The sequence below is a fragment of the Streptomyces sp. NPDC002104 genome, from assembly GCF_053593795.1.
In genome coordinates, this window is sequence record NZ_JBSFDF010000023.1 from 60,295 (window position 1) to 83,851 (window position 23,557).

At 72.0% G+C, this 23,557-nt stretch carries 22 protein-coding genes; 10 read left to right on the forward strand and 12 right to left on the reverse strand.

Annotation, left to right across the window (positions count from 1 at the left end):
* Positions 1–72: 72 nt before the first annotated feature.
* The 3 genes from ACWCP2_RS20605 to ACWCP2_RS20615 form a co-directional block, all read right to left on the reverse strand.
* Positions 73–2,313, reverse strand: coding sequence for a SpoIIE family protein phosphatase (locus tag ACWCP2_RS20605; RefSeq protein WP_450910035.1), 2,241 nt, complete (start codon positions 2,311–2,313; stop codon positions 73–75).
* A 231-nt stretch (positions 2,314–2,544) separates the two neighbouring features.
* On the reverse strand, positions 2,545–3,288 hold the full coding sequence (gene fomD / locus ACWCP2_RS20610; protein ID WP_450910036.1) for a cytidylyl-2-hydroxypropylphosphonate hydrolase: 744 nt from the start codon (positions 3,286–3,288) through the stop codon (positions 2,545–2,547).
* Positions 3,289–3,410: 122 nt separating this feature from the next.
* Positions 3,411–4,802 carry a class II fumarate hydratase gene (locus tag ACWCP2_RS20615; RefSeq protein ID WP_450910037.1) on the reverse strand — a complete coding sequence of 464 codons (1,392 nt, stop codon included), beginning with the start codon at positions 4,800–4,802 and terminating at the stop codon, positions 3,411–3,413.
* Between the two features lie 107 nt (positions 4,803–4,909).
* Between ACWCP2_RS20615 and ACWCP2_RS20620 the strand changes: the two genes are divergently transcribed.
* Entirely contained in the window at positions 4,910–6,484 is a 1,575-nt protein-coding gene (locus ACWCP2_RS20620) for a ricin-type beta-trefoil lectin domain protein (RefSeq protein WP_450910038.1), read from the forward strand.
* 101 nt (positions 6,485–6,585) lie between these two features.
* On the opposite strand, the gene ACWCP2_RS20625 is transcribed toward ACWCP2_RS20620, so the two are convergent.
* A complete protein-coding gene (locus ACWCP2_RS20625) occupies positions 6,586–7,356 on the reverse strand; it encodes a glycerophosphodiester phosphodiesterase (protein ID WP_450910039.1) in 771 nt (256 codons plus the stop codon).
* A gap of 100 nt (positions 7,357–7,456) precedes the next feature.
* On the opposite strand from ACWCP2_RS20625, the gene ACWCP2_RS20630 reads away from it, so the two are divergent.
* The gene (locus tag ACWCP2_RS20630; protein ID WP_450910040.1) at positions 7,457–7,852 is read left to right on the forward strand and encodes a hypothetical protein; all 396 of its coding nucleotides are present in this window, start codon (positions 7,457–7,459) and stop codon (positions 7,850–7,852) included.
* A gap of 81 nt (positions 7,853–7,933) precedes the next feature.
* Here ACWCP2_RS20630 and ACWCP2_RS20635 read toward each other — a convergent pair whose 3' ends face one another.
* Positions 7,934–9,601, reverse strand: a complete 1,668-nt coding sequence (locus ACWCP2_RS20635) for a fumarate hydratase (protein ID WP_450910041.1) — start codon at positions 9,599–9,601, stop codon at positions 7,934–7,936.
* 150 nt (positions 9,602–9,751) lie between these two features.
* On the opposite strand from ACWCP2_RS20635, the gene ACWCP2_RS20640 reads away from it, so the two are divergent.
* From ACWCP2_RS20640 to ACWCP2_RS20650, 3 genes are all read left to right on the forward strand, one after another.
* Complete coding sequence (locus tag ACWCP2_RS20640) at positions 9,752–10,438, forward strand: DUF1707 SHOCT-like domain-containing protein (RefSeq protein WP_450910042.1); 687 nt, start codon at positions 9,752–9,754, stop codon at positions 10,436–10,438.
* 67 nt (positions 10,439–10,505) lie between these two features.
* A complete protein-coding gene (locus ACWCP2_RS20645) occupies positions 10,506–11,105 on the forward strand; it encodes a TIGR03086 family metal-binding protein (RefSeq protein ID WP_450910043.1) in 600 nt (199 codons plus the stop codon).
* Between the two features lie 206 nt (positions 11,106–11,311).
* Positions 11,312–11,686, forward strand: coding sequence for a WhiB family transcriptional regulator (locus ACWCP2_RS20650; protein WP_374213444.1), 375 nt, complete (start codon positions 11,312–11,314; stop codon positions 11,684–11,686).
* A gap of 160 nt (positions 11,687–11,846) precedes the next feature.
* Here the strand turns inward: ACWCP2_RS20650 and glpX are convergent, their stop codons facing one another.
* Positions 11,847–12,878, reverse strand: a complete 1,032-nt coding sequence (glpX, locus tag ACWCP2_RS20655; protein WP_250742766.1) for a class II fructose-bisphosphatase — start codon at positions 12,876–12,878, stop codon at positions 11,847–11,849.
* Positions 12,879–13,089: 211 nt separating this feature from the next.
* Here glpX and ACWCP2_RS20660 point away from each other — a divergent pair, with 211 nt between their 5' ends.
* Positions 13,090–13,608, forward strand: a complete 519-nt coding sequence (locus ACWCP2_RS20660; protein WP_450910076.1) for a DUF4245 domain-containing protein — start codon at positions 13,090–13,092, stop codon at positions 13,606–13,608.
* A gap of 141 nt (positions 13,609–13,749) precedes the next feature.
* On the opposite strand, the gene ACWCP2_RS20665 is transcribed toward ACWCP2_RS20660, so the two are convergent.
* The 4 genes from ACWCP2_RS20665 to ACWCP2_RS20680 form a co-directional block, all read right to left on the reverse strand.
* A complete protein-coding gene (locus ACWCP2_RS20665) occupies positions 13,750–14,340 on the reverse strand; it encodes a malonic semialdehyde reductase (RefSeq protein WP_450910044.1) in 591 nt (196 codons plus the stop codon).
* Between the two features lie 101 nt (positions 14,341–14,441).
* Positions 14,442–14,678, reverse strand: coding sequence for an exodeoxyribonuclease VII small subunit (locus ACWCP2_RS20670; RefSeq protein WP_450910045.1), 237 nt, complete (start codon positions 14,676–14,678; stop codon positions 14,442–14,444).
* A 79-nt stretch (positions 14,679–14,757) separates the two neighbouring features.
* Positions 14,758–15,981, reverse strand: a complete 1,224-nt coding sequence (xseA, locus tag ACWCP2_RS20675; RefSeq protein WP_450910046.1) for an exodeoxyribonuclease VII large subunit — start codon at positions 15,979–15,981, stop codon at positions 14,758–14,760.
* Positions 15,982–15,990: 9 nt separating this feature from the next.
* Positions 15,991–17,439 carry an APC family permease gene (locus ACWCP2_RS20680; protein ID WP_450910047.1) on the reverse strand — a complete coding sequence of 483 codons (1,449 nt, stop codon included), beginning with the start codon at positions 17,437–17,439 and terminating at the stop codon, positions 15,991–15,993.
* Positions 17,440–17,526: 87 nt separating this feature from the next.
* Here ACWCP2_RS20680 and ACWCP2_RS20685 point away from each other — a divergent pair, with 87 nt between their 5' ends.
* Positions 17,527–18,555, forward strand: a complete 1,029-nt coding sequence (locus ACWCP2_RS20685; RefSeq protein WP_450910048.1) for a 4-hydroxy-3-methylbut-2-enyl diphosphate reductase — start codon at positions 17,527–17,529, stop codon at positions 18,553–18,555.
* Between the two features lie 49 nt (positions 18,556–18,604).
* Positions 18,605–19,351 (forward strand): polyphosphate--glucose phosphotransferase, encoded by a 747-nt coding sequence (gene ppgK / locus ACWCP2_RS20690; protein WP_450910049.1) that lies wholly within the window; start codon positions 18,605–18,607, stop codon positions 19,349–19,351.
* A gap of 76 nt (positions 19,352–19,427) precedes the next feature.
* Here the strand turns inward: ppgK and ACWCP2_RS20695 are convergent, their stop codons facing one another.
* The gene (locus ACWCP2_RS20695) at positions 19,428–19,955 is read right to left on the reverse strand and encodes a DUF6542 domain-containing protein (RefSeq protein WP_450910050.1); all 528 of its coding nucleotides are present in this window, start codon (positions 19,953–19,955) and stop codon (positions 19,428–19,430) included.
* 134 nt (positions 19,956–20,089) lie between these two features.
* Between ACWCP2_RS20695 and ychF the strand changes: the two genes are divergently transcribed.
* On the forward strand, positions 20,090–21,178 hold the full coding sequence (gene ychF, locus ACWCP2_RS20700) for a redox-regulated ATPase YchF (RefSeq protein ID WP_266880893.1): 1,089 nt from the start codon (positions 20,090–20,092) through the stop codon (positions 21,176–21,178).
* An 86-nt stretch (positions 21,179–21,264) separates the two neighbouring features.
* Here the strand turns inward: ychF and ACWCP2_RS20705 are convergent, their stop codons facing one another.
* On the reverse strand, positions 21,265–22,233 hold the full coding sequence (locus ACWCP2_RS20705; protein WP_450910051.1) for a hypothetical protein: 969 nt from the start codon (positions 22,231–22,233) through the stop codon (positions 21,265–21,267).
* Between the two features lie 21 nt (positions 22,234–22,254).
* Between ACWCP2_RS20705 and ACWCP2_RS20710 the strand changes: the two genes are divergently transcribed.
* Positions 22,255–23,484 (forward strand): CapA family protein, encoded by a 1,230-nt coding sequence (locus ACWCP2_RS20710; protein WP_450910052.1) that lies wholly within the window; start codon positions 22,255–22,257, stop codon positions 23,482–23,484.
* Positions 23,485–23,557: the final 73 nt, after the last annotated feature.

A 23,557-nucleotide genomic window follows, 5' to 3' on the forward strand; every position in this document is an offset into this window, starting at 1 on the left:
GCCCGTATCCCGTACGCACCACTGCCCCGCGGCTTCGCGCCTGCGGGGCAGTGGTGCTTCCTGCGGGTCCGGTCAGCGGCCGTCCGGCTTGCCGGGCGCGCCCGGTGGTGCGGGCGGCGCGGGCGGCAGGGCGAGCTCGAACCAGACGACCTTGCCGCTGCTCAGCCGGGTGGCACCCCAGCGGCGGGCCATCCGGTTGACCAGGAACAGGCCGCGGCCGCCCTCGTCGTCGTCCCTGGCCCGGCGCTGGCGCGGCAGCTGCGGGGAGTCGTCGCCGACCTCGCAGCGCAGTACGTCCGTCCGCAGGAGGCGCAGCGTCACCGGCCGCTCGGCGTATCGCACGGCATTGGTGACCACCTCGCTGACCAGCAGCTCCAGCGAGTCCTCCAGCTCCTCCAGCCCCCAGCGCGCCAGCGCGCGGCGGGCGAACCGGCGGGCCCGCCCCGGAGCGGTCTCCTCCGGGTCCAGGAACCAGTACGCCACGTCGCTCGGCGCGATCCCGTCGAAGCGGGCCGCGAGCAGCGCGATGTCGTCGTCCCGGTCACCGGGGCCGAGCATGTCCAGGATGTCGTCGCACAGGGCCTCCAGCGGCGGCGGGTGGTCCAGGCCCGTCAGCTGCGCGGTGGTGGCGAGGCGTTCGCGGAGCTGCTCGATGCCGGTCCACACGTCGCGCAGCCGGGACTCGACGAGCCCGTCGGTGTACAGCACGAGGGTGGCCCCGGCGGGGGCGTCCAGCTCCACGGCCTCGAAGTCCACGCCGCCGACGCCGATCGGGGCGCCGGGGGGCACGCGCAGCACCTCGGCGCGGCCGCCCAGGTGCAGCAGGACCGGCGGCGGGTGGCCGGCGTTGGCGATGGTGATCCTGTGCGAGACCGGGTCGTAGACGGCGTAGAGGCAGGTGGCCATCCGGTCCGAGCCCAGGCGCTGGGCCTGCTCGTCCAGGTGGTGCAGGACCTCGGCGGGCGGCAGGTCGAGCTGCGCCAGCGTCTGGGCCGTCGTACGGAGCTGCCCCATGATCGCGGCGGAGGTCATGGAGTGGCCCATGACGTCGCCGACGACGAGTGCCACCCGGCTGCCGGGCAGGGGTATGGCGTCGTACCAGTCGCCGCCCACCCGGGCCGTCTCGGCGGCGGGCAGGTAGCGGCTGGCGAGCCGGACCCCGGTGGGCTGGGGGAGGCTGTCGGGCAGCATCGTGCGCTGGAGCTCGTCGGCGATGTAGGCCTCGCGGCCGTAGAGCACGGCCTTGTCGATGCCCAGCGCGGTGTGGGTGGCCAGCTGCGCGGCGACGAGCAGGTCGTTCGTCTCGAAGGCCGGCCGCTCCGGGGTGCGCAGGAACACCGCCGCGCCGATGACGCGGCGGCGGCCCCGCAGCGGCGCGAGGATGGCCCGCTGGCCGCGCGGGACCGGGTGGTCGGCGCCCAGCAGCTCCGGCAGGGCGGCCCGGGCGGCGGCGGAGGACCCGAAGACGGGCCGTACGCCGCGCAGCACCTCGGCCAGCGCCCCGCCGGGGCGGATCTCGCACAGCTCGGCCGCGGGCAGGTCACCCTGCGGGCCGACCAGCGCGAGCTGGCTGAAGTCGAGCTCCCCGTCCGGGGTCATCGCGCCGGCGAGGCCGGCGGCGGTCCCGGATCCGGCTCCTGCCGCGGCCCCGGTGAACTCGTCGATCGGCCGGAGCCGGTCGGTTCGGCGGAGCCTTAAAACGACCGGTCCGACGGGCCGCTCGTCGCCGACCGGCAGGGGATCGCGCAGGTAGACGAGGATGGCGTCGGAGAAGGTGGGCACGGTGGCCCGGCACAGGCCGAGCACGATCTCGTCGAGGTCGATGCCGCGCGCGATCCGCCGGGTGGCGGCTCCGACGAACCGCAGCCGGTCGCCCTCGCGCCGCGCGATGGTCGCGTCGGACCCGATGCCGCTGATCTGCGCGGCGGCGGCCTGTCCGGCGGCCGACTGCCCGGGCGTGTCGGGCCGTCCCGCCGCCACGCGGGCCGCCTCGCCGTCGCGGCTGCGCGCGGCGCCGGCCTCCGCGGCCGCGGCCTCGTCACGGCCGGCCCGGACCCGCGCGGCGCCCTGGCCTGGCGCGGCGGCGGGGTCGCCGGGCTCCCCGGCGCCCTCGGAGGCGGACGGCGCCTCCGCGGTGGCGCGGGGGCGGGGCAGGTCCGCCGCCTGGGGCTGCGCATGCGTGCGCACGGCCTCGGCCGCCGGAAGCGGGGCCTTGCCGTGGCCCAGTTCCTCCGTGCCGTGGCCGGGCTCGTCGGTCCGACCGCCGGAGGCAACCGGCTGGGGGCCCTCCTGAGAGGTGGGGTACTCCGTCACGCGTGGCATTCCGTCCGTTTGCGCTCGATGTGCGCTGCACTCAACTCGGTTCAGTCGCGGTATACCCGCTCAGCGGCGGGGACACCATCACCCCGCGTTTCCGCGTCCCGCTCGTTACCTCTCGTCATCGCGTCGGCCTAGGTCAAATGCGGTGCTGCTGGCGACAATTGACCGCCGACGCCCCGGCGGAGGACGATCCTACGATTGCCCCCCGGGGGCGCATCAAGGGTCTCATGAGGTCATATGCGCCGGAGTGCGGTCCCAGTCCTCCGGCAGGGCGGGTACGCCCCAGGCCGGGTCCGGCCGCCAATCCTGCCAGCCTTCGGAGAACGGCGGACCCCAGGCCCTGATCACGTCCACCGCCGCGCGGCCGGCCTCGCGGACGCGCTGGGCCTGTTCCGCGTCCATCAGACCCGACCGCTGGGCCTGTGCGAACTCGTCCTCGTCCCGCCACTTCCAGCTGCGGTCAGGGTAGACGGAGATGTCCAGGAAGTGGTCCTCGGAGTCGATGCCGCCGGACCACCGGGTCCGCGGCTCCTCCAGATTCACGTACCAGCTCTTGAAGTGCCAGCCGTGCTCCCAGAACAGCCACACCGACCACGGCTCCCCGGGCCGGGCCAGCTTCAGCACCCCGGCACCGAACCAGCGGGACCGTACGGTGGTCCGCGGCGCGGTGTACCGGGTGGCGAGCGGCTCCTCGTGGACCGGGGTCCCGTCGGCGAGCACCGGCTTGACGCACTCGGTCCCGGGGGCCATCCACACCGCGAGCAGCTCGTCGGTGTCGGTCACCACGGTCACGGGCCGGCAGATGTGGACGGCGCCCTTCGCGTCGGGCGCGTGATCGCGGTAGCGCCAGAGGATCTGGTCCCCGGGCGCCCAGCGGACGCCCTGCGCGCCGTCCGGCTCCGCCCGTCGCGCGGAACCCCGCGCCGAGCCGCGCGCACTGCCGCCCCCGCGGCCTCCGGTACCTGTCATGGGCAGATCTTAGGGCGGGGGTCCGCAGGATCGCCGCGCTGCAGGTCACCGAGGTGTCCGAGGGCGGGAAACGACCGGATCCGGACCCCGGGACGGGGCGGGCGCGCCGGGCCGGGGATGGGTCAGGGGTGGGTCATCCGCAGCACGTCCAGCGCTTCGTCGAGCTGCTCCAGGGTGAGGTCGCCGCGGTCCACGTAGCCCTCCTCCAGGACGACCTCCCGGATCGTCCTGCGCTCGGCGAGGGACTTCTTGGCGACCTTGGCGGCCTCCTCGTAGCCGATGTACCGGTTCAGCGGGGTCACCACGGAGGGCGAGGACTCGGCGTACTCCCTGGCCCGGGCGGTGTTGGCGGTGATTCCGGCGATGGTGCGGTCGGCCAGCAGGCGGCTGACGGAGCCCAGGAGGCGGATGGACTCCAGGAGGTTGCGGGCCATCACGGGGAGCATCACGTTGAGCTCGAAGTTGCCCGCGGCGCCCGCCACGGCGACCGCGGTGTCGTTCCCCATCACCTGGGCGGCGACCATCAGGGCGGCCTCGGGGATGACCGGATTGACCTTGCCGGGCATGATCGAGGACCCCGGCTGGAGATCCGGGAGATTGATTTCGGCCAATCCCGTGCGCGGGCCCGAGGCCATCCAGCGCAGGTCGTTGCAGATCTTGGTGAGCGAGACGGCGACCGTACGGAGCATTCCGGAGGTCTCGACCAGGGCGTCCCGGGCCCCCTGGGCCTCGAAGTGGTCCCGGGCCTCGGTCAGCGGCAGCCCGGTCGCCGCCGCGACCTCGGCGATCACGGCCGCCGAGAACCCGGGCGGGGTGTTGATCCCGGTGCCCACTGCGGTCCCGCCCAGCGGCAGTTCCGCCAGCCGGGGCAGCGCCGCGCGCAGCCGCTCGACGCCGTAGCGGAGCTGGACCGCGTACCCGCCGAACTCCTGGCCCAGGGTGACCGGGGTGGCGTCCATCAGATGGGTCCGGCCGGCCTTGACCACCTGGGAGAACTCGGCGGACTTGCGTTCCATCGCCCCGGCCAGGTGCTCCAGGGCGGGGATGAGCTCTCCGGTGACGGCGGCGGTGGCGGCGATGTGGATGGAGGAGGGGAAGACGTCGTTGCTGCTCTGCGAGGCGTTGACGTGGTCGTTGGGGTGGACGGCGCGGCCGAGCCGCTCGGTGGCGAGGGTGGCGATCACCTCGTTGGCGTTCATGTTGGACGAGGTGCCGGAACCCGTCTGGAACACGTCGACGGGGAAGTGCTCGTCCCAGCGGCCCGCGGCGACCTCGTCGGCCGCCGAGGCGATGGCGGCGGCGATGTCCGCGTCGATCACGCCGAGCCGGGCGTTGACGGTGGCCGCCGCGGCCTTGATCCGGGCCAGCGCCTCGATGTGGGCGCGCTCCAGCCGCTGTCCGGAGACGGGGAAGTTCTCCACGGCGCGCTGGGTCTGAGCTCGCCATTTGGCGTGGGCGGGGACCCGTACGTCACCCATGGAGTCGTGCTCGATGCGGAACTGGTCGTCTGTCATCTGTGGTGCCTCCTCAAAAAGTTGAGCAATTGTCTTGTTCGGACTGTTCCCAACTCGCCTACCGGCCAGTAAATACCGGGGGTAACACCGAGATCGGGGAGGCGTTCATGGCACGTGCCCGTACACCATCAAGGATCAGGCTCAGATCTACCTTCGCCGCCGTCGCGGCGGCCGCGGCCGCCCTCGGGGGCGTCACCGCCATCACCCCCATGGCCCACGCGGCGACCACCACGACCACCGCGACCACCGCGACGGCCACCGCCGGGTCCGCCGGCGCCGCGGTCGCCCCGCTCACGCCCGAACTGGAGGCCATCCGGGCCGCCGAGGCCGTCAAGATCTACGGCGACCCCGCGATCCGCCCGCTCGCGGACCGCAAGACCGGCCTGATCTCGCTCGGCGACAGCGAGATCTCGGGCGAGGGCGTCGGCAACTACGACCCCGCGACCAACACCGCGTCCAACCAGTGCCACCGCTCCCCGGACTCGGCGATCCACCGCACCGGCATCGCGGCGGACTACACCTTCAACGCGGCCTGCTCCGGCGGCTACACCGGGAACATCAAGATCGGCGGCAGCAAGCAGTACGCCGACGAACTGGTGCAGAGCGACAGCCTCGCCATCAAGGCCCGCAACACCAGGATCAAGATGGTGGTGCTCGTCGCCGGGGCCAACGACGACCTGCAGTTCGGCCCGGTCATGACCGACTGCGTCACCCGCTGGGTGCTCAGCCAGGGCACCTGCGAACCGAAGTACGGTCCGGGCTGGCAGGCGCGCGTCGACGGGCTGAAGCCCAAGGTGCAGTCGACGATCGGCGACCTCAAGTCTGTCATGCGCGACGCCGGTTACGCCGACTCCGACTACAAGCTGGTCGTGATGGGCTACCCCAGCCCGATCGGCCCCGACTTCAACGACAACCCCGACTTCCCCGGCAAGCTCCCCGGCGGCTGCGCCGGCTACGACTCCGACGCCGCCTGGGGCCGCAACTACGCGGTGCCCACCTTCGAGAAGGGCATGCGCGCGGCCGCCCTCGCCGCGGGCGCGACCTACCTCGACAACTCGCGGCTCTTCCAGGGCCACGAGGTCTGCATGGAGGACACCTGGGCCCGCGGCCTCTACCTCGACCTCGGGGACCACTTCCCGTGGGACGAGAACACCGCCCGGCAGTCCTTCCACCCCAACTACCGCGGCCACGGCGCCTTCGCGTCCTGCCTGACCCAGCTCTACGCCTCCGGCCTGCGCGAGGCCTCCTGCGCCGACCCGGCGAGCACCGGAAACCCCGTCCTGCAGGCCGGGGCCTGGGACGACCTGTACAAGCCGCTGAAGAACGAGGCCACGGGCAACTGCGTCGACTCCAGCGGCAGCTCCAGCGCCAACAACACCAAGGTCGTCGGCTGGGACTGCCACGGCGGCCGCAACCAGGGCTGGTGGTACGACTCCGCGAAGAAGTCCCTCCACGTCGAGCTCACCCACGACCGCTGCCTGGACGCGCCCGGCGCCACCTACGGCAACGGCACCGCGATGATCATCTGGAACTGCCACGGCGGCGCCAACCAGCAGTTCGTCCGTGACGGAGCCACCTACCGGCCCGCCGCCGCCCCGGGCATGTGCCTGACGGTGGCCGCGGCGCACGAGCCGCTGCGCCTGCAGACCTGCAACGGCTCGTCCAGCCAGCGCTTCGCGTAACCGCCACCGCCGCAACCTCCCGCGGACCCGTACCCCCGTGGGTCCGACGTCCCGCACACCACCCGCCCCCCACGCCCGGCCGGCGCACCCCGGCCGGGTGCTCACATGTCCAGCAGCAGTTTGCGCACGTCCCGGGGCCGGTTGGTGATGAGCGTGTCCACGCCCAGGCGGACGCACAGCTCCACGTCCTCCGGCTCGTCCACGGTCCACACCCGCACCCGGAGCCCCTTCGCCCTCAGCCGGCCCACCAGACCCGGGTCCTGCCGTACGAGCTCGATGCCCGGGCCCGCGTGCGTGGCGTACGGGGGCCGGACCGGCCGGATCCTGCGCTCGATCAGGTACACGGCGGGCAGTCCCGGCGCGAGGCGGTGCATCCGGGTCAGCGCGGACCGGGAGAAGCTCATCACCTCGACGCGGCCGGCTCCGCCGTCGGCGAGCCCGTACTCCCCGAGCAGCCGCACCAGCTCGGCCTCCAGGCGGCCGCCCGCCCGGGTGGGGTGCTTGGTCTCCACGGCCAGCCCGACGGGGTACGGCGCGGCCAGCGCCTCCTTGAGCAGGTCCTCGAAGAGCAGCACCCGCGCCCCGGCGTGGCCCGCCCCCTTCCACGCCCCGAAGTCGAGGGCGCGCAACTGCTCGTACGTCATCTCGGAGACGACCCCGCGCCCGTCCGAGGTCCGCTCGACCCGCCGGTCGTGCACGCAGACCAGCCGGTGGTCGGCGGTGAGCCGCACATCGCACTCGAGCGCGTCGGCCCCGTCGGCGATGGCCTGCCGGTACGCGGCCATGGTGTGCTCGGGATGCTCGTGCGAAGCCCCGCGATGGGCGATGACCCGCGTGCCGCGGGCCGGGGGGAGGTCGGTCGTCGCTGCCATGCGGAAATCCTTGCAAACCGGGGTGAACACCCAGACGCGGGCTCGTGTCCCCGACGTTAACCGGATGCGGGCGCCCTGCCGGGCAGGGCAGGGTGTCGCCATGCCGGAGCCGATGATGCTGATCGCATACTGCGAGCCCTGCCCGCGCTGCGTCTTCCACGCGTGGCAGCTGATCGAGCGCGGCCGGCTGCTGTGGAGGTCCGAGTGGGAGTGCGATACCTGCGGCTTCGGTGCCCCGGACACGTGCAACCGCGGCGAAGGCCGCGGCCGGCCTCCGGCGGAGGTCCGTGCGGCCGTGGTGGCGGCCGAAGGAACGGTCACACTCCTCCTGCGAGGCGCCCCCGCCACGGCCCTGAAGGCCCTCCGCGACGAGTTCGGCCTGACGATGCAGGAACTCCTGGCCGCCGTCCGCGACGGCTACCGCGCCACCCCGACGGAGGCCCGCCACCTGACGGCCCTCCTCCAGGAGTCCGGCTTCGCGGTCCTTTCGCAGTAGCGGCCCGGGGGTCGCCCGTGAAGTGTCGATGCGTCACGCCTGCCGGGGCGGGACGTCCGCCCGCCCCGGTGCCGCGAGGTGTTACGCCAGGCCCGGGCCGCGGACCGGGATGTGGGTGAAGGTGGGTTCCGGGGCGGGGTTCTGGAAGAAGTCGTTGCCCTTGTCGTCGACCACGATGAAGGCCGGGAAGTCCTCGACCTCGATCTTCCAGACGGCCTCCATGCCGAGCTCCTCGTACTCCAGGACCTCGACCTTCTTGATGCAGTCCTGGGCGAGGCGCGCCGCCGGGCCGCCGATGGAGCCGAGGTAGAAGCCGCCGTGCTTGCCGCAGGCGTCGGTGACCTGCTGGGAGCGGTTGCCCTTGGCCAGCATGACCTTGGAGCCGCCCGCCGCCTGGAACTGCTCGACGTAGGAGTCCATGCGGCCGGCCGTGGTCGGGCCGAAGGAGCCCGACGCGTAGCCCGCGGGGGTCTTCGCGGGGCCCGCGTAGTAGACCGGGTGGTCCTTCAGGTACTGCGGCATCTCCGCGCCGGAGTCGAGGAGTTCCTTGATCTTGGCGTGCGCGATGTCGCGGGCCACCACGAGGGGGCCGGTCAGGGAGAGGCGGGTCTTGACCGGGTGCCGGGTGAGGGTCGCGAGGATCGTTTCCATCGGCTGGTTCAGGTCGATCGAGACGACGTCCGCCGAGTCGTCGAGGTGCTCGTCCGTGGTTTCCGGGAGGAAGCGCGCCGGGTCGCGTTCCAGCTGCTCCAGGAAGACGCCCTCGGCGGTGATCTTCGCGGTGGCCTGGCGGTCCGCGGAGCAGGAGACGGCGATCGCGATCGGGAGGGACGCGCCGTGGCGGGGGAGGCGGACGACGCGGACGTCGTGGCAGAAGTACTTGCCGCCGAACTGCGCGCCGATGCCGATCTTCTGGGTGAGTTCGAAGACCTGCTGCTCCAGGGCCTCGTCGCGGAAGCCGTGGCCCAGGGGGGAGCCCTCGGTGGGGAGCTCGTCCAGGTAGTGCGCGGAGGCGTACTTCGCGGTCTTCAGGGCGTGCTCCGCCGAGGTGCCGCCGACCACGATCGCCAGGTGGTACGGCGGGCAGGCCGCCGTGCCGAGCGAGCGGATCTTCTCTTCCAGGAACTTCATCATGGAGGCCTCGTTGAGGACCGCCTTGGTCTCCTGGTAGAGGAAGGACTTGTTGGCGGAGCCGCCGCCCTTGGCCATGAAGAGGAACTTGTACGCGCCGCCGTCGGTCGCGTACAGCTCGATCTGCGCGGGCAGGTTCGAGCCGGTGTTCTTCTCCTCCCACATGGTGACCGGGGCCATCTGCGAGTAGCGCAGGTTCAGGCGGGTGTACGCGTCGTAGATGCCGCGGGAGAGGGCCGCCTCGTCCGCGCCCTCGGTGAGGACGTTCTGGCCGCGCTTGCCCATCACGATCGCGGTGCCCGTGTCCTGGCACATCGGCAGGACGCCGGCCGCCGCGATGTTCGCGTTCTTCAGGAGGTCGAGCGCGACGAACTTGTCGTTCGCCGAGGCCTCGGGGTCGTCGATGATGCGGCGCAGCTGCGCGAGGTGCGCGGGGCGCAGGAAGTGCTGGATGTCGTGGATGGCCTCTTCGGCGAGCTTGCGCAGCGCCTCCGGCTCGACCTTGAGGAACGTACGGCCGTCGGCCTCGAAGGTGGAGACGCCTTCGGAGGTCACCAGCCGGTACGGGGTGGAGTCCTCGCCCAGGGGCAGCAGGTCGGTGTACGCAAACTCTGGCATGACGGCAGTCATTCCCTCACTCGGCAGACGGCGCTGACGACCGTTTGGCAGCGCGGTATCCAGCGTAGGACCTCTTCCGGTGGCTTTTGTTGTGAGGTAAGGCTCACTGCCCAGTATCGCGATCTATCGTGTCTCGCTATGCTGGGGCGCGTGGACCTGGAAAAGCAGCCCTCATCAGCGCCGGCCCCCGCGCCGGCCCCCGCGCACGCCCCCGGGCTGCGCGCTTCCGACGCCGACCGGGACCGGATCGCGCAGATCCTCGCCGACGCCGTCGCCGAAGGCCGGCTGACCGCGGAGGAGCACTCCGAGCGGCTCGACTCGCTGTACGCGCTGAAGACGGTCGGCGAGCTGGACGTGCTCGTACGGGACCTCCCCGCGCCCGGCGCCGGAACCCGCCAGGAAGCGGCGTACCGGACCGGCGGCGCCCCGGCGGGCGCCCCGGTCGAGACGGTCGTTGCCGTGTGCAGCAGCTCCTCCCGCAAGGGCCGCTGGCGGCCCGGCGCGCACACCCGCGCGGTCTCCGTCATGGGCGACATCGGCATCGACCTGACCCAGGCGGTCTTCGAGCAGCAGGTCACCGAGATCAGCGTGACCAGCATCCTCGGCAACGTGGAGATCCTGGTCCCGGAGAACGTCACCCTGCGCGGCTACGGCAGCGGGGTCCTCGGCAACTTCGAGGTGCGCGGCGAGGGCCGGGGCGAGACCGACCCACAGGCCCCGGTCGTGATCGTCCGCGGCTTCGCCCTGCTGGGCAACATCGAGGCCCGCCCCAAGCCCGGCGCCCGCCTGGTGGACCTGGCGAACCGGCTCCGCAAGGGCCGGGAGGACGCCCGGTAGCGCGGCGCGCGGGCAACTGGCCCTGAAATAGGCCCCTTTGGCCGGTAGGTGACCGTAGGGTCGGCCCATGACCGTATCCAAGTGGGACCTGCTCGACCAGGCATACGAGGCGCTGCGCTCCGTCGCGGCCGCCCTACCGGCCGGCGCCCTCGGCGCACCGACGCCGTGCGACCAGTGGAATGTCGGCCAAGTGCTCCAGCACGCCGCCGGCGACCAGCTCGCCTACGCGGGCCGCCTCACCGGCGGGCCCGGACCGGCCGAGGACCCCTTCGCGCCCACCGGCACCCTGACGGGCAGTCCCGCGGAGCTGCTGGAGCCCGCGCTCGCCGCCGCCGCGGCGGCCTTCGCCGGGGTGCTGCCGGGGACCGCGGAGGTGGCCGTGCCGCTGCCCCCCTTCGCGCTCCCCGCCGAGACCGCGGTCGCGGCGGCCGCCCTCGACGCCGCCGTGCACGCCTGGGACCTCGCGGTCGCCACCGGCCAGGCCTCCCCGCTGAGCCCCGCCCTCGCGGCGGCCCTGAGCCCGGCCGCCCGGGTGCTCGCCGAGCCGCTGCGCGGGTTCGCGTACGCCCCGGCGCTCGTTCCCGCGCCCGATCCGGACGCCGATCCGGCCGGTGCGCTGCTCGCCTTCCTGGGCCGGCGCCCGGACTGGACGCCGGCCGCGGCGTGACGTCCGGGTGACGGGGGCGGGGCCGGGCGGGGGCGCGCGGACGTCACGCCGACGTCGCGCGGGGGGCGTGCGGAGCGGGCCCGGGCGGGAGCACCTTTCGGTCGTACCGGCCGGATCGGCGGCACACGGTGCATAGGGGCGCGCACAGCGGGTAGGGACAGGTGCGTCGCCTCTCTCGCTCGCGTATACGTCGTCAGGAGTAGACCGTGCCGCATCCGCCGCGCCAGTCCCTGCAGGTAGCCGCCGTCCAGAGTCTTCAGGGGCGCCCGGCGGCGGTCGTACCGAAGCCTCGGGTGCCGGCCAGGGAAGAGGACGGTCCATGGCACGCGGACGCGGTGTGCCGGCGCGACGAGGCCGGGCTGTTCTTCGCCCCGTCCAAGGAGCCGACCGCCGCCCGGCTGTCCCGCGAGGACGCCGCCAAGCGCGTCTGCGCCCGCTGCCCCGTCATGGTCGCCTGCCGGGAGCACGCGCTGATCCAGCCCGAGCCGTACGGCGTCTGGGGCGGGCTCACGGCCGCCGAGCGCCGGGTGGTGCTGGCCCGCCGGCGCCGCCGGGCGGGGGAGCTGCGCGAAGCCTCGTAGCCCCGCCCGCAACCTCGCGGCCCGCCGGAGCGGTCCGGAGATGCGGACATCCGGACATCCGGGCATACGGGCATACGGAAAGGGGCGCCCCCGCCGCACGCGGGAGCGCCCCTTCCGTGTTGCCGTGCCGTGCCGTGCGGTGCCGCCGCCGGCGTCCTGCCTACTTCGCGCGGTCGAAGTCGATCGCGCTGTACGCGCGGAGCTTCGAGAGGCGGTGGGTGGAGTCGATCTGGCGGATCGTGCCCGACTTCGAGCGCATGACCAGCGAGGAGGTCGTCGCGGTCTCCGAGCGGTAGTGGACGCCGCGCAGCAGCTCGCCGTCCGTGATGCCGGTGGCGACGAAGAACACGTTGTCGCCGGAGACCAGGTCGTTCGTGAACAGGACGCGGTCCAGGTCGTGGCCGGCGTCGATCGCCTTCTGGCGCTCGGCCTCGTCCTTGGGCCACAGCTTGCCCTGGATGGTGCCGCCCATGCACTTGATCGCGCAGGCCGAGATGATGCCCTCGGGGGTGCCGCCGATGCCGAGCAGCAGGTCGATGCCGCTGTCCTCCGTGACGGCCAGGACCGAGCCGGCGACGTCGCCGTCGGAGATGAACTTGATGCGCGCGCCGGTCTCGCGGATCTCCTTGACGATGCCCTCGTGACGGGGGCGGTCGAGGATGATCACGGTGACGTCCTCCACGGCCATGTTCTTGGCCTTGGCGACGCGGCGGATGTTGACGGAGACCGGGGCGTTGATGTCGACGAAGTCGGCGGCCTCGGGACCGGTGACCAGCTTCTCCATGTAGAACACCGCGGACGGGTCGAACATGGTGCCGCGGTCGGCGGCGGCCAGGACGGCGATCGCGTTCGGCATGCCCTTGGCGTTCAGGGTGGTGCCGTCGATGGGGTCCACGGCGATGTCGACCTCGGCACCGGTGCCGTCGCCGACCCGCTCGCCGTTGAAGAGCATCGGCGCTTCGTCCTTCTCGCCCTCGCCGATGACGACGACGCCGTTCATCGAGACGGTGGAGATCAGGGTGCGCATCGCGTTGACGGCGGCGCCGTCGGCGCCGAGCTTGTCACCGCGTCCGACCCAGCGGCCCGCGGCCATGGCGGCGGCCTCGGTGACCCGTACGAGTTCCAGGGCCAGGTTGCGGTCGGGTGCCTCCGGAGAGACTTCGAGCTGGGGCGGCAGGTTGTGCTCGGTCATCGGAGCGCACCTTTCTGTACGGCGACGGCCGGGAGTGAGGGTCCCTGGACTCTATCGGTACGTCGACATATTGAGCAGACCGGGTCACGTATGAGCGCCATATCGGTCAGCGGTTTGTCCTGAGCGGACATCTTGCGCCGCGCCGGGCGTGCCGTACGGACCCCGGCGGTGATCGCCGGGAGCCATGCGGGACCATGGTGGGGTGGCAGGTATGAAGGGCAAGCAGACGGTCGTGGACATGGTCCGGTCGCTGGCGGTGATCGGGGTCGTGGTCGGGGGGATCTATTTGGTCATCCCACATGACGAGAAGGCCGATCCGACGCGGGTGGTCGACTACCGCGTCGAAAGCCTCACGGCCCGGCGCGCGGCCCCGTACCCCGTGGCGGTGCCCGTCGGGCTGCCGCCGGAGTGGCGGGCGACCTCGGTGGGCTACGCGCGCAAGGAGGCCAGCGCCTGGCACCTGGGCTTCCTGGACCCGTCGCAGCAGTACGTGGCGGTGGAGCAGTCCGCGGACGCCTCGGACAAGTACATCGCCAAGGTCACCCGGAAGGCGACGGCCACCGGGCAGACCCAGCAGGTCGGCGACCAGGTCTGGGAGAAGTGGGACGGCGAGAAGTACGACGCCCTCGTCCGGCACGAGCAGGGCTACGTCACCGTGGTGACCGGGACGGCCTCCTTCGAGCAGCTCGGCGCGATGGCCGCGGCGCTGGAGTTCAAGCAGGGTTCGTAGCCCGTAGCCCGTAGCCCGTAGCCCGTAGCCCGCGGCGCTGGACGCGCGACGCGCGACGCGCACGGCACGACGGGAAAAGGCCGCGCCCCCCGGAATCCGGGGGGCGCGGCCTTTTCGCGTTCACTGCCTGCGGCGCTGGGCTCAGACGGTCGTGATGACCTGGTCGAACTCCAGGCGCGGGGAGCGCGGGAACCAGGCGTCCTCGCCCGGCTTGCCGATGTTGATGACCATCAGCGGGGTGTGGTCGGCGTCCAGGAACTCCTTCTGGACGCCGGCGAAGTCCAGGCCGGTCATCGGGCCGGCGGCCAGGCCGGCGGCGCGGACGCCGATGATGAAGTACGCGGCCTGCAGCGCGGAGTTGACCAGCGCGGACTGCTCGCGGACCGGGCGCTCGGAGAAGAAGGCGTCCTTGGCCTGCGGGAAGTGGGGGAGCAGCTGCGGGAGCTCCTCGTGGAACTCGTTGTCCGCGGACAGGATCGCGACCAGCGGGGCGGCGGAGGTCTTGGCCTGGTTGCCCTGGGCCATGTGCTTCACGAGGCGCTCGCGGGCCTCGGGGGAGCGGACCAGGGTGATGCGCAGCGGCGTCTGGTTGAAGGCGGTCGGGCCGAACTTCACCAGGTCGTAGATCGCCTGGACCTGCTCCTCGGTCACCGGCTCGTCGGAGAACGTGTTGGCGGTGCGGGCCTCGCGGAAGAGGAGGTCCTGAGCGGCGGCGTCGAGAACGAGAGACATCGGGAAAGCCTTCTTCTGTGCGGGACTGCTGAAGCGATGTCCTGAACAGTACGACGGAGATAGGTGAAATTTCAACTAAATCTGTGAGCGGGTGAGCGAGATCACTCCGGGCCGGCTCCGCCGGTCCCCTCCGCCGCCTCGCGGGCCGCCAGTGCCGAGTCGAGCCGGGCGCGGGCCCCCTCCAGCCAGTGGCGGCACACCGTCGCGAGTTCCTCGCCGCGCTCCCAGAGCGCGAGGGAGTCCTCCAGCGAGGTGCCGCCGGCCTCCAGCTTGCGGACGACCTCGATCAGCTCGTCCCGGGCCTGCTCGTACCCCAGCGCCGTATCGGTCTCGGCCATTCCCGCTCCCACCTTAACTGTGTAGTACAACGAAATATGTTGCGGCAGTGTGAAGTGAACTGCCGGTGGTGCGGCCCGCCTACGCGGGCTCCCCGGCGGCGGTGACCCGCACCGGGAACTCCCCCTCCGCCACCCGAGCCCGCAGCACGTCGCCCTCCGCCACGTCCCCGGGCGAGCGCACCACGTGCCCGTCGGCCCGCTGGAGCACCGCGTACCCGCGCTCCAGGGTGGCGGCCGGGGACAGCGCCACCACCCGGGCGAGCGTGTGCGCCAGCTCCGAATCGGCCCGGTCCAGCAGGTGCCCCAGGGTCCGGCGGGAGCGCGCCAGCAGCGCGTCCACCTCCGCCTCCCGGGTTTCCACCATCCGCTGGGGATGGACGAAGACCGGCCGCGCGAGCGCGTGGGCGAGCCCCCGCTCCTCCCGGTCGAGCAGCCCGCGCACGGCGCGCAGCCCCCGGCCCTGGAGCTGGCGCACCCGCTCCAGCTCCTCGCCGACGTCCGGGACCACCTTCTTCGCCGCGTCCGTGGGCGTGGACGCCCGCAGGTCCGCGACCAGGTCCAGCAGCGGGGAGTCCGGCTCGTGCCCGATCGCCGAGACCACGGGGGTACGGGCCGCCGCGACGGTCCGTACGACCTCCTCGTCGGAGAAGGGCAGCAGATCCTCCACGCTGCCGCCGCCGCGGGCCACGATGATCACGTCGACCTCGGGCAGGGAGTCCAGCTCCTTGACCGCCTGGATCACCTGGGGCACCGCGTGCACCCCCTGGACGGCGACGTTGCGGACCTCGAAGCGGACCGCCGGCCACCTGCGCCGCGCGTTCTCCAGCACGTCGCGCTCGGCCGCCGAGGCCCGCCCCACCACCAGCCCGATCAGCTGCGGCAGGAACGGCAGCGGCTTCTTGCGGTCCAGCGCGAAGAGCCCCTCGGAGGCGAGGGAGCGCTTGAGCCGCTCCAGCCGGGCGAGCAGCTCGCCGATGCCGACGGGCCGTATCTCGGTGGCCCGCAGGGACAGCTGCCCGCGCGGGGCGTACCACTCGGGCTTGGCCAGTACGACGACGCGGGCGCCCTCGCTCACGGAGTCCGCGACCTCGTCGAAGACCTGCCGGAAGCAGGTCACGCTCAGGGAGATGTCGTGCGAGGGGTCGCGCAGCGTCAGGAAGACCACCCCCGCTCCCGGCCGCCGCGAGAGCTGCGTGATCTGCCCTTCCACCCACACCTGGCCGAGACGGTCGATCCAGCCCCCGATGAGCCGGGACACCTGACCGACCGGCAGCGGCGCGTCAGCCGACGAATTCAGACCCATGCACGCAGGCTAGCCGCCAGAACCGACACCGGCGCCGGGCCGGGAGCCCTGACCGCCCCCGCGTCGCCCGCGCTGGGCCACCAGGATGCCCAGGCCCACCAGCAGCCACACCGCCCCCACCAGTTGCGCCGTCCACGAGGCCTCGACGATCACCGTGACGGTCACGGCGGCGCCGAGGACCGGGATCACCAGGTGCTTGAACCAGTTCGGCGGCCCCTCGCGCCGCTTGACCACGAACCAGCCGATCACCGAGGCGTGCAGCAGCGTGAACGCCACCAGCGCCCCGATGTCCACCACCGAGACCAGGTGGTCCAGCCCGTCGTCGCGCCGGGCCGCCCACACGGCCGCGATCAGCGTGACGGTCGCCGCCACCAGCAGGGCGGGACGCGGGGTCCCGTGCGAGGTGCGGGCCAGCGCGCGGGGCAGCCGCCCCTCGCGGGCCATCGCGAAGAGCAGCCGGCCCGCCGCCGCCTGTCCGGCCAGCGCGGCGAAGGCGGCCCCGATCGCCTTGCTGACGGCGACCAGGTCGTGCAGCCACATCCCCACGGAGGCCTCGACGGTCGTGTAGAAGGCCGGGCCCTGCTTCCCCGGGTCGGCCGCCAGCTCCGCCGCCGTCAGGGGACTGAGGAGGGCCGCCAGATAGGTCTGGGCGATGAACAGCACCCCGGTCAGCGCCAGGCAGAACAGCACCGCCCGCGCCACCTTGGCGCTGCCCCCCGTCACCTCCTCGGCGAAGGAGGCGATGGCGTCGAAGCCCAGGTAGGACAGGACCGCCACCGAGACCGCGCCGAGCACGGCGGCCGTGGAGAACCCGCCGAGCGAGCCGTCCCCAGTGAAGGGGGAGAGCCAGCCGCGGTGCTCCGCGCCCCGGATCAGCACGGTCACCGCCGAGACCAGGAACACCAGCAGGACCGCGATCTCCATGGCCAGCACGGCGAAGCCCACCCGCGCGGCGGCCCGTACGCCCCACAGGTTCAGCAGGGTGGTCACGACCACCGCCAGGGCCGTCCACACCCACCGGGAGACCTCCGGGACCAGGGCGTTCATGGCGATCCCGGAGAACAGGTACGCGACCGCCGGGATCAGCAGGTAGTCGAGCATCGCCATCCACCCGGCGATCAGCCCGGGCCCCTCGCCGAGGCCCTTGCGGGCGTACGTGAACACGGAGCCGGCCTGCGGGGCCACGCGCACCATCTGAGCGTAGGAGAAGGCCGTGAAGGCCATCGCCACCGTCGCGACGAGGTAGACGAGGGCGACGGCGCCGTGCGATTTGGCGTCGAGGGTGCCGAAGACCCCGACCGGGGCCATGGGGGCGATGAAGAGCAGCCCGTAGACCACCAGGTCCCGGAAGCCGAGACTGCGCCGGAGCGAGCTGCCGGGCACGGCGGACGGGCCGCCGGGCGGGCCGGACGAGCCGGGCGGGCCGGGCGGCGTACTGGGATCCGTCGCGGACGCCATCTTTCCTCCGGGAGTGTGACCGGTATGGATGTTCGCCCCAGTTTGTGCCGAACGGGGGACCCCCGGCCTGCTGGAGACCCCCGTACGATGGAGCCCATGACTGCTGACGCCCCCGCTCCCGCATCCCGCCGCGTTCTGCTCGCCGCCCCGCGCGGCTACTGCGCGGGCGTGGACCGAGCCGTGATCGCCGTCGAGAAGGCCCTCGAACAGTACGGCGCGCCGGTCTACGTACGGCACGAGATCGTGCACAACAAGTACGTCGTGAAGACCCTGGAGAACAAGGGCGCGATCTTCGTGGAGCGGACCGAGGAGGTCCCCGAGGGCTCCATCGTGATGTTCTCCGCGCACGGCGTGGCCCCGGTGGTGCACGAGGAGGCGGCCCGCGGCAAGCTCGCGACGATCGACGCCACCTGCCCGCTGGTCACCAAGGTGCACAAGGAAGCGATCCGCTACGCGAACGAGGACTTCGACATCCTCCTCATCGGCCACGAGGGCCACGAGGAGGTCATCGGCACCTCCGGCGAGGCCCCCGACCACATCACCATCGTGGACGGCCCGCACGACGTGGAGAAGGTCACCGTCCGCGACGAGTCGAAGGTCGTCTGGCTGTCGCAGACCACCCTGTCCGTCGACGAGACGATGGAGACGGTCGACGCCCTGAAGACCAAGTTCCCGCTGCTCGTCTCGCCGCCCAGCGACGACATCTGCTACGCCACCTCCAACCGCCAGGAAGCGGTCAAGGTGATGGGCAAGGACTGCGACCTGGTCATCGTCGTCGGCTCCAAGAACTCCTCGAACTCCATCCGCCTGGTCGAGGTCGCCCTCGACGCCGGCGCGAAGGCCTCGTACCTCGTGGACTTCGCGAGCGAGATCGACGAGGCCTGGCTCCAGGGCGTCACCACCGTCGGTCTGACCTCGGGCGCCTCGGTGCCGGAGGTGCTGGTCGACGAGGTGCTGGAATGGCTGGCCGCCCGCGGGTACGGGGACGTGGAGATCGTCAAGACGGCCGAGGAGTCCATCGTGTTCTCCCTGCCCAAGGAACTGCGCCGCGACCTGCGCGCGGAGGCGGCGGAGCTCGTCGCTGCCCCGGGCGCGGCCGAGGGCGTACAGAAGTAGGTCCCTCCCCGGCAGGGCGCTCCGGCGGGACTTTTCGTACGGTGAGTCCATGGAGATCTTCGGCGTGGACATCGGCGGTTCCGGGATCAAGGGCGCTCCCGTGGACCTGAACCGTGGCGACCTGGCGCAGGAGCGCCACAAGGTACTGACACCGCAGCCGGCCACCCCCGACGGGGTGGCCGGCTGCGTCGTCGAGGTGGTGCGCCACTTCGGCTGGGACGGCCCGGTGGGGGTGACCTTCCCCGGGGTGGTCACGGGCGGGGTGACCCGGTCGGCGGCCAACATGGACAAGGCCTGGATCGGCGTGGACACCGCCGCACTGCTCTCCTCGAAGCTCGACGGCCGTGCGGTGACGGTCCTGAACGACGCGGACGCGGCCGGGGTCGCGGAGATGGCCTACGGGGCGGGGCGCGGGGTCGGCGGCACCGTCATCCTGCTCACGCTGGGCACCGGGATCGGCAGCGCGCTGTTCACGGACGGGCACCTGGTGCCCAACAGCGAGCTGGGGCACCTGGAGCTGAAGGGCCACGACGCGGAGAAGCGGGCGTCGGTGAAGGCCAAGGACGACGGGGACATGACCTGGGAGCACTGGGCGCACCGGGTGGGGAAGTACCTGGCGCACGTGGAGATGCTGTTCTCCCCGGACCTCTTCATCATCGGCGGGGGAGTGAGCCGCAAGCCGGAGAAGTTCCTGCCGCTGATCGAGGGCGTCCGGGCCCGGATCGTGCCGGCGGAGCTGCAGAACAACGCGGGGATCGTGGGCGCGGCGATGGCGGCGCGTTCGGCGTCGGAGTAAGCGCGGCGGGGCCGCTCCCGCTCCCGCCGTCGCGCTCCCGCGTGCCCCGCTTCCGCGTGCCCCGCTCCCGCCCCGCTCAGGCGACGCGGCGGGGCATGCGGCGGCGGCCGATGAGCACGGCCTTGCGGACGAGGGCGATCAGCGCCGCCACGAGCGTCCCCGCGTACAGCCAGCCCGCGTGCAGGGACAGCGCGGACACCAGCCCCATCACCTCGCCGGCGAAGCCGCCGGAGCCGCCGGACACGGGCCACACCCCGGCGGCGAAGGCGATCGGGGCTGTGATCGGCGCGGTGATCAGGTCGGCGGGCCGCACCCACAGGGCGGTGGCGGCGGCGACGGGCAGGAAGAGCAGGCCGTAGACGAAGAGCGAGGCGTCGAACAGCAGCCAGTCGAGGCCGCCGATCAGGAACATCGCGGCGCAGGCGAAGAGCCCGCCGCCGATCCCGGTCAGCCGGGGCCGCGGCAGCCGCCGTACCCGTACCGGCGCCTGCCCGGCGGCCGGCCCGGGGGCCGAGGAGGCCCGCTGCGCGGCGTTCGGGGCGGCCCGCTGGGCCGGGGCCCGCTCCGCCGGGTGACGTACCGTACGCGCCTTGTATCGCTCCACCCCCCAAAACTAGGCGGGGAGGCCGCCGATCACGTGCCCGGACACGCGTACATCGGGGCCCCCTCATCGGAAAGTAAACTGTCCGGTGGCCCACTCCGGGCCGCCGCCCCCTCCAGCTACGGGAAGTCGCCAACGTGTCGCTCACGATCGGAATCGTCGGCCTGCCGAATGTCGGCAAGTCGACCCTGTTCAACGCCCTGACCAAGAACGACGTGCTGGCGGCCAACTACCCGTTCGCCACGATCGAGCCGAACGTCGGCGTCGTCGGCGTCCCGGACGCCCGCCTCGGCGTGCTGGCCGGCATCTTCGGTTCCGCCAAGCTCCTCCCGGCGACGGTCGACTTCGTCGACATCGCCGGCATCGTGCGCGGTGCGTCGGAGGGCGAGGGCCTCGGCAACAAGTTCCTCGCGAACATCCGCGAGTCGGACGCGATCTGCCAGGTCATCCGCGCCTTCAAGGACGAGAACGTCGTCCACGTCGACGGCAAGGTCTCGCCGAAGGACGACATCGAGACGATCAACACCGAGCTGATCCTCGCGGACCTCCAGTCCATCGAGAAGGCGGTGCCGCGCCTGACGAAGGAGTCCCGCCTCCAGAAGGAGAAGATCGCGGTCCTCGCGGCCGTCGAGAAGGCCGTGAAGATCCTCGAAGCGGGCGACACCCTCTTCTCGCACGGCATCACCAAGGGCACGGAGCAGGGCGACCTCCTCCACGAGCTGCACCTGCTCACCGTCAAGCCGTTCCTCTACGTCTTCAACGTGGACGAGGACGAGCTGACGGACGACGCCTTCAAGGCGGAGCAGAGCGCACTGGTCGCCCCGGCCGAGGCGATCTTCCTGAACGCCAAGCTGGAGGCCGAGCTCATCGAGCTCGAGGACGACGAGGCGCTCGAACTGCTCCAGTCGGTCGGCCAGGAGGAGCCGGGCATGGCCACCCTCGGCCGCGTCGGCTTCGCCACCCTGGGCCTGCAGACCTACCTGACGGCCGGCCCGAAGGAAACCCGCGCCTGGACCATCAAGAAGGGCGCCACCGCCCCCGAGGCCGCCGGCGTGATCCACACGGACTTCCAGCGCGGCTTCATCAAGGCGGAGATCATCTCCTTCGAGGACCTGGTCGCCTGCGGCTCGGTCGCCGAGGCCCGCTCGAAGGGCAAGGCCCGCATGGAGGGCAAGGACTACGTCATGCAGGACGGCGACGTGGTGGAGTTCCGCTTCAACGTCTGAGCGGATGAAGTGACACCGCGTCGCTGACGCGGCGCAGCAGGAAGGGGCCGGCTCCCGGGGGAGCCGGCCCCTTTCGTGCGGTCCGGTCAGGAGCGGGACCAGCGCTTGGTGAGGACCGTGATCGCCTCGGTGACATCGTTGACGCGGCCGTTATCGGTCCGAATCGCCCGAGCCAGCTCAATATGGAGAAAACGGAGCTTTTCGTCGGCGGCCACCTGGCCCTGCTCGTTCGACGTTCCGGACAGTTTGCATTTACGGACGTACGCCCGGCAGACCTCCAGGCCCTCGCCGCTCAGCGCCTCGGACAGGACCTTGGCCTCGGACACCGCCCGGTCCCCGGCCCCCGTCGAGACCACGGCGTCGAATTCGGGGAACGACTCGTTGGCGAACCCGTGCAGCTGCACCCCCGGCAGGCGGCGCTTCATCAGCTCCTCGATGACCTGGTGGAACACCGAATCCGTGCGGTGCGCCACATCCGCGGAGTCGCCCTCCCCGGCCGTGCGGTGGGCGCCGGCCAGCACCATCACTCCGCCGGGAGACCCGCGCAGCACCCGGGCGCCGAGCCGCTCGGTCTCCTGGTCGGCGATCGGGTGCGGCACCTGCACGCTCCAGCTCGGCCGGGCGTCCAGATCCACGTACACCCGGCCCCAGCCCCGGCTCGCGGGGCCCGAACCGCCCGCCGCGTCGGCGACTTCGGCGAAGTGGCGGCCGCTCGCCGTGTCCGTGAACGTCTGCACGGTGAAATCGACCTCGGCCAGCCGTCGGTGCGCCCCCTCCTGGTCGCCGTCCAGAAGCATGGCGACACCCTCGGTGACCGTCCGGCGTTCCTCCGCCGTGGGGATCCGGTACCCCCCTCGCTCGCCGAATGACTGGGTGAATCCCGTAATCCGCTTTTCCAGGTCGACCTCGGGTCCGGCGGAGGGCCTGGAATTCACCTTCATTTCGCCTGATGGTTGCCCGGAGGGCAGCGTGAAATACGCCACAATCGCGGCCACGGCTGCGATCGCGCAGAGAGTTGCCTTAATCGTTATACGTTTCGCGAGGATCGGAGTCATGATCGGATAAAGATAGACCGAGTGAAGATATCCGCCTCTCTCGTCACGCTCCGCACCGGAGCGCTCACCCTGCTCCTCTCCACCGCCCTCGCCGGCTGTGGACTCCTCGGAGGCGGGGGATCCGGTGGTGACGCCAAGGGTCGCCTGGCGGTGGGGGCCAAGGGCCGTTCGTTCACCGTGGCCGCGGCCGGTGACGTACTGATCCACCCCGAGCTGACCGCCCAGGCCCAGCAGGACGGCAAGACCGCGGGCAAGGGCGGCATGGACTTCGGCCCGATGATGGCCTCCGTGAAGCCGGTCATCAGCAAGGCCGACCTGGCGATCTGCCACATGGAGCCGGTGCTGGGCAAGCCGGAGGGGCCGTTCCAGAGCTTCCCCGACTTCATCGCGCCGCCGCAGGTCACCACGACCCTCAAGGACCTCGGGTACGACACCTGCTCGACCGCGTCGAACCACGCGCTCGACCACGGCGAGGGCGGCGTCAAGAACACCCTCGACGCCCTGGACAAGGCGGGCCTGAAGCACACCGGCTCCGCCCGCAGCCAGAAAGAGGGCAGCACGCCGCTGATCATGGACGTCAAGGGCGTCAAGGTCGCGCAGATCTCCTTCGCCGGCGGGTTCAACGGCCGCGAGGTCCCCGCGAACAAGCCCTGGCTGGCCAACAAGACCTCCCTCGACGCCATCTCGGCCGCCGAGAAGGCCGCCCGCGCCGCCGGGGCCGAGGTCGTCATCCTCAGCATCCACTGGGGCACCGAGCACCAGCCCGCCCCGAACGCGCTCCAGCTGAGCCTCGCCAAGAAGATCTCCGAGAAGACCGGCATCAACCTGGTCATCGGCCACCACGCCCACGTGGTCCAGCCCATGGAGAAGGTCGGCGACATCTGGGTCGCGTACGGGCTCGGCAACCAGCTCGCCCGGCACGAGGTGCCCAGCGGACTGTCCGAGGAGGGCGTCATCGGCTGGTTCGAGTTCGCGGAGAAGAACGGCCGGTGGGACGTCCAGGCCCGCTACGTCCCCACCTTCGTGGAGCTGCCGCCGGAGGCCGAGGTGTCCGACCCCGCGGTGAAGGTGCCCGACACCGGACAGGTCAAGGACCACCGGCTGATCGAGCTCACCTCGGCGCTGAAGAACGGCAGCGCGGTGTCGCCCGAGCGGCGCGCCCGCTACGAGCTCGCCTACGAGCGCACGCAGGGCACCCTGCTCAACCGGGGTGGCGGCAAGGACGGACTGGAGCCCCTGACGAAACGCTGACGCGTCGCACGGCGAAGCACCGCACCCGCACCCGCACCCGCACCCGCACCCTTACCCACATTCTCAGGAGTCC

What these genes read in the sequence shown, in the direction of transcription:
- ACWCP2_RS20620 (WP_450910038.1), top strand. Translation starts at nt 4,910, where the DNA reads ATGGCACGTGCCCGTACACCATCAAGGATCAGGCTCAGATCTACCTTC.
- ACWCP2_RS20660 (WP_450910076.1), top strand. Translation starts at nt 13,090, where the DNA reads ATGAAGGGCAAGCAGACGGTCGTGGACATGGTCCGGTCGCTGGCGGTG.
- ACWCP2_RS20635 (WP_450910041.1), bottom strand. Translation starts at nt 9,601, where the DNA reads ATGCCAGAGTTTGCGTACACCGACCTGCTGCCCCTGGGCGAGGACTCC.
- ACWCP2_RS20615 (WP_450910037.1), bottom strand. Translation starts at nt 4,802, where the DNA reads ATGACAGACGACCAGTTCCGCATCGAGCACGACTCCATGGGTGACGTA.
- ACWCP2_RS20645 (WP_450910043.1), top strand. Translation starts at nt 10,506, where the DNA reads ATGACCGTATCCAAGTGGGACCTGCTCGACCAGGCATACGAGGCGCTG.
- ppgK (WP_450910049.1), top strand. Translation starts at nt 18,605, where the DNA reads ATGGAGATCTTCGGCGTGGACATCGGCGGTTCCGGGATCAAGGGCGCT.
- fomD (WP_450910036.1), bottom strand. Translation starts at nt 3,288, where the DNA reads ATGACAGGTACCGGAGGCCGCGGGGGCGGCAGTGCGCGCGGCTCGGCG.
- glpX (WP_250742766.1), bottom strand. Translation starts at nt 12,878, where the DNA reads ATGACCGAGCACAACCTGCCGCCCCAGCTCGAAGTCTCTCCGGAGGCA.
- ACWCP2_RS20705 (WP_450910051.1), bottom strand. Translation starts at nt 22,233, where the DNA reads ATGACTCCGATCCTCGCGAAACGTATAACGATTAAGGCAACTCTCTGC.
- ACWCP2_RS20680 (WP_450910047.1), bottom strand. Translation starts at nt 17,439, where the DNA reads ATGGCGTCCGCGACGGATCCCAGTACGCCGCCCGGCCCGCCCGGCTCG.
- ACWCP2_RS20670 (WP_450910045.1), bottom strand. Translation starts at nt 14,678, where the DNA reads ATGGCCGAGACCGATACGGCGCTGGGGTACGAGCAGGCCCGGGACGAG.
- ACWCP2_RS20685 (WP_450910048.1), top strand. Translation starts at nt 17,527, where the DNA reads ATGGAGCCCATGACTGCTGACGCCCCCGCTCCCGCATCCCGCCGCGTT.
- ACWCP2_RS20625 (WP_450910039.1), bottom strand. Translation starts at nt 7,356, where the DNA reads ATGGCAGCGACGACCGACCTCCCCCCGGCCCGCGGCACGCGGGTCATC.
- ACWCP2_RS20665 (WP_450910044.1), bottom strand. Translation starts at nt 14,340, where the DNA reads ATGTCTCTCGTTCTCGACGCCGCCGCTCAGGACCTCCTCTTCCGCGAG.
- ACWCP2_RS20630 (WP_450910040.1), top strand. Translation starts at nt 7,457, where the DNA reads ATGCCGGAGCCGATGATGCTGATCGCATACTGCGAGCCCTGCCCGCGC.
- xseA (WP_450910046.1), bottom strand. Translation starts at nt 15,981, where the DNA reads ATGGGTCTGAATTCGTCGGCTGACGCGCCGCTGCCGGTCGGTCAGGTG.